Origin of the sequence: Synechococcus sp. R6-5, from assembly GCF_047461775.1 — a bacterium.
Taxonomy (GTDB): Bacteria; Cyanobacteriota; Cyanobacteriia; order Thermostichales; family Thermostichaceae; genus Thermostichus.
Genome location: NZ_JANSHV010000006.1, coordinates 1 through 4,350 on the forward strand (window position 1 = coordinate 1; position 4,350 = coordinate 4,350).

Below are 4,350 nucleotides of genomic sequence, written 5' to 3' on the forward strand. Positions count from 1 at the left end.
CTTATTATTGACTAGAGTCATGCTCCATCCGGGTTGGCTGGTAAGTCCATCATAGAGGGGCTGCTCTGTCGCGACAGCGTTGTGGAGCAACAATGGGCCATAGATGGGACGGGATCCCTTTCTATTCGACCCATTGAGCAGTCATCATCAGGTGTCTAGGTTTTCGATCCGAACGGGCTCAAAAGGTTCTGCCAGCGGAAACCCCAGCACCTGGGCATAAAAGTAAAGCTCTGCCTCCAAAGCCCGTTTGATGTTGGCCGCCTGGCGAAAGCCGTGTTGCTCTCCCTCGAAAGGCACATAGGCCACTGGGATCCCTTTGGCCCGTAGGGCTGCCACCATCCTCTCCGCCTGATTGGGGGGCACGATGGCGTCTTCCAACCCTTGGAAGAAGATAACCGGACAATTGAGGCCCTCCAGGTGATGAATGGGGGAACGCTCCCGGTAGAGATCCCGCCGCTCTGGGTAGGGGCCAATGAGGCTGTCCAAGTAGCGAGACTCGAACTTGTGGGTCTCCTGGGCCAGGGCTTCTAGATCGCTCACCCCGTAGTAGCTGGCACCTGCTCGGAAGACGGCATGGAAGGTCAAGGCCGCCAACGTGGTATAGCCGCCAGCGCTGCCCCCTTGAATGAGCAGCCGTTCCCCATCCACCTTGCCCTGTTCTGCCAAAAATTGGGATCCGGCGATGCAATCTTCCACATCTACCAGGCCCCACCGGCCTTTGAGAGCATCCCGATAGGCCCGTCCGTAGCCGCTGCTGCCCCGGTAGTTCACATCCAAAACGGCAATCCCCCGACTGGTCCAGTATTGGATCCCCAGGTTGAGCACCGCTGCCGTCGCCCCGGTGGGCCCGCCGTGGCTTTTCACCAGCAGGGGTGGCTTTTCGCCAGTGGGAGCAACAAAGTCGCGGTTCTTGGGGGGATAGAAGAAAGCATAGGCCACTGCCTTGCCGCCACCGGTGGGAAAAACAATGGGCTCTGGGATCGACAGATAGTCGGGATCCACCGCCACGCTGCTGGAACGGGCCACCACCTCCACTTGGCTGGAGGGTAAGTCTAGGCAGACCAAGGCAGTGGCTTCCGTCGGGGATCCGGCCAGGAAAGCGGCTTTTTCCCCACTCACCTGCAAACCGCTGATCTGGGTGTAGGGCAAGGGGATCCCTGCCAACTGTCCTGAATGGGGATCCAGATAAGCCAGATGAGACAGCCCGTCTTGTTCATAACAGGCCAGGATGCGCCCATCGCCACAGAAGCCGTAGGTGCTCAGGCCAAACACCCACTGCGGCTCTCCAAACTCCGCTTCCATAGGGCAGAGGGGAATGGGGCCCTGGGGATCCCAGCGATAGAGGTTCCACCAGCCGCTGCAATCGGAAACAAAGTAGAGATCCCCTTGCGGTGACCACTGGGGCTGGAAGATCGACTCGGCAGGGCCACCGGCCAGCTTTTGAGGTTCTCCCAAGCTGCCGTCAGGGTTCACCTCAGACCGCCACAGCTCTGTGCCGTCCCAGGGCATTTGGGGGTGATCCCAGGTCAGCCATACCAAGGTCTGGCCGTCTGGACTGAGGCGCGGGCTGGCGTAGAAGTCGTGCCCAGAAGCCAAAATCTGCTGGGATCCACTTGCTAAGTCAATCGAGACAAGGCTGTTTTCCGGCTCTCCCTGGCGGCTGTGATCCTCCCGCACACAGAGGATGCGTCCACGCGCCCGATCCACCACCCCATCTGCATAGCGATAGGGGCCTGCTTCTGTCAGGGGCTGGGGATCTGAACCCGGCAGCAGGCGGTAGAGCCGTTGGTCAGCGAAGTTGCAAAAATACACTACCCCTGCCGACACCCAATAAGCTCCACCCCCATACTCATGCACTCGTGTCCGCACATTGAAAGGTGCCGGTGTCAGCTCCACCAGGATCCCGTCGGCAGAGCGCCGCATCAACACATTGCGCCCTTTTTCTTGCGGGCGGCCCTCCGTCCAGTAGAGATCCCCCTGATCCCAAACCATCTGTCCCAAGCGCAGGGATCCCGTCACCACCAGGTCAGCGGTAATCGGGGATCGCCAAGATCCATAGCCGGCCTGTTGCACCATAAGCTGTTAACTCTCAACTAATTCTCGACCCCAGAACCCCTATTATGCCGGCAGCAAGGGATCCCTGCCTTTGCCTACAGCCTGCGGGGAAAGGGCTCGGATTCTGGGAAAAGGTATCCCACGATACAATTCTCTCCGGGCCGAATGGGTTTGATGGAACACGTTAAGGCAACAGGGATGCACAACGCTTTCTCGACTGCAGGATTAGCCTTTCCCCTGTTGATGTTGGGAAGGCATTCGGTGAAAGCCTCAGCTGAGCGCAGTTGGGCAGGTTCAACACATGGGCGAGGTGATGAGCTAGGTGCTTCCCCCCGTTGGCCGGGCTGCTGCAACAACTGGACTTCTTAACACCCTTTGCACTCACTTCGTTTCGGAGATCACCGATGGCTCAATCTTTTAATCGTCGTCAAGTGCTGAAAATGGGCGCTCTGGCCGGAGCCGGGGCTGCCCTAGGGCCGCAGATCTGGGTGAAGCGGTCTGTGCCCGCCTACGCCCAGGGAGAGACCATTCGCGTTGGCATTTTGCACTCCCTCAGCGGCACCATGGCCATTTCGGAAACCAGCGTGGTGGATGCGGAAAAGCTGGCCATCAAAGAGATCAATGCCGCCGGTGGGGTTTTGGGCAAGCAGATCGAGCCGATTATCGAGGATGGGGCTTCCGATTGGCCAACCTTTGCCGAGAAAGCCACCAAATTGATCGATGTGGACAAGGTGGCAACGGTGTTTGGATGCTGGACTTCGGCCAGTCGCAAAGCCGTGTTGCCGGTGTTTGAATCCAAGCAGCACCTGCTCTGGTATCCCGTGCAGTACGAAGGACAAGAGTGCTCCAAAAACATCTTCTACACCGGCGCTGCCCCCAACCAGCAGATCGAGCCTTCGGTGGAATGGCTGCTCAAGAACAAGGGCAAAGAGTTCTTCCTGGTGGGATCCGACTACGTGTTCCCCCGCACGGCCAACACCATCATCAAGGCCCAGTTGGAAGCCCTGGGGGGCAAGGTGGTGGGTGAAGACTATCTGCCTTTGGGCAACACAGAAGTTACCCCCATCATCAGCAAGATCCGGGCCGCTCTTCCCAATGGCGGTGTGATCTACAACAGCTTGAACGGCGACAGCAACGTGGCCTTTTTCAAACAACTGGAAGGGGCAGGGCTGGGGCCGGATCGCTATCCTTCCATGTCCGTCAGCATTGCCGAAGAAGAGGTACAGGCCATCGGCCCCGAATTCTTGGAAGGGCACTTCGCCGCCTGGAACTACTTTATGACGGTGGATACGCCTGCCAACAAGAAGTTTGTGGAAGCTTTCAAGGCAGAATACGGCCAAAACCGCGTCACCAACGACCCGATGGAAGCCGCCTACATCATGGTTTACATCTGGAAGCAGGCAGTGGAAAAAGCGGGAACAGTGGAAATCGACGCCGTGCGGCAGGCAGCCTATGGCCAGACCTTTGATGCCCCAGAAGGCTTGGTAACCATGAACACCAATCACCACCTGACCAAGTATGTGCGGATCGGCCAGGTGCGCTCTGACGGTTTGTTTGATGTCATCTTTTCTACGGATGCCGTGGAGCCGCAGCCCTGGAACCAGTTTGTGGCAGAGACCAAGGGCTTTGCCTGCGATTGGTCAGATCCGGCCAAGGGCGGTCGCTACAAAGTCAGCTAGTCCTGGCCAGGGCTGGGATCCCTTGCCGTTTGGATAGGGTCGGGGATCCCGCTCTGCCGCTTAAGAAGCTTCCCCGGTCAAGTTGGAAGGAGGATCCCCTGCCCATGACCTTGCTCCTGGACAGCTTGTTCAACGGCATTAGCATTGGCACCGTCTTGCTAATAGCCGCCTTGGGCTTGGCCATTGTTTTCGGCCTCATGGGGGTCATCAACATGGCCCATGGGGAGCTGATGATGTTGGGGGCCTACACCACTTTTGTGGTTCAAAATGCCTTTCGTCCCCTAGGGGATCCCTGGCGGGATCTGTACATCTTTCCAGCTTTGGTAGCTGCCTTTGCCGTCACGGCTCTGGTGGGACTAGCCCTGGAGCGGGGGGTGATTCGCTTTTTGTATGGCCGACCCTTGGAGACCCTTTTGGCCACCTGGGGCGTGAGCCTGATCCTGCAGCAGTTTGTGCGCAGCGTCAATTGGGTGCTGGCTTTCCGCTTGGGGGCCTTCGCGGTGCTCTTTTTCGGCGGCTGGTGGCTTTTGTCCAGGCGGGCGGATTGGCCGCGTCTCAAGGGGTGGACGCTGGCGCTGCTGTTGGTGCTTTCCACGGCCATTGCAGCGGTGGGGGG

3 protein-coding genes are annotated in these 4,350 nt (G+C 58.6%); 2 read left to right on the forward strand and 1 reads right to left on the reverse strand.

The genetic code is table 11. From position 1 onward, the window contains the following. Positions 1-147: 147 nt before the first annotated feature. On the reverse strand, positions 148-2,076 hold the full coding sequence (locus NW818_RS00345; RefSeq protein WP_414423530.1) for a S9 family peptidase: 1,929 nt from the start codon (positions 2,074-2,076) through the stop codon (positions 148-150). 383 nt (positions 2,077-2,459) lie between these two features. Here NW818_RS00345 and urtA point away from each other — a divergent pair, with 383 nt between their 5' ends. Both urtA and NW818_RS00355 read left to right on the forward strand, forming a co-directional pair. Then, the gene (urtA, locus tag NW818_RS00350) at positions 2,460-3,734 is read left to right on the forward strand and encodes an urea ABC transporter substrate-binding protein (protein WP_414423531.1); all 1,275 of its coding nucleotides are present in this window, start codon (positions 2,460-2,462) and stop codon (positions 3,732-3,734) included. A gap of 104 nt (positions 3,735-3,838) precedes the next feature. After that, the coding region (locus NW818_RS00355; protein WP_414423532.1) for an ABC transporter permease subunit at positions 3,839-4,350 on the forward strand (512 nt) is incomplete at its 3' end.

Bases quoted from the DNA above. Each gene is read 5' to 3' on its own strand.
- urtA (WP_414423531.1), top strand. From the start codon at position 2,460: ATGGCTCAATCTTTTAATCGTCGTCAAGTGCTGAAAATGGGCGCTCTG.
- NW818_RS00345 (WP_414423530.1), bottom strand. From the start codon at position 2,076: ATGGTGCAACAGGCCGGCTATGGATCTTGGCGATCCCCGATTACCGCT.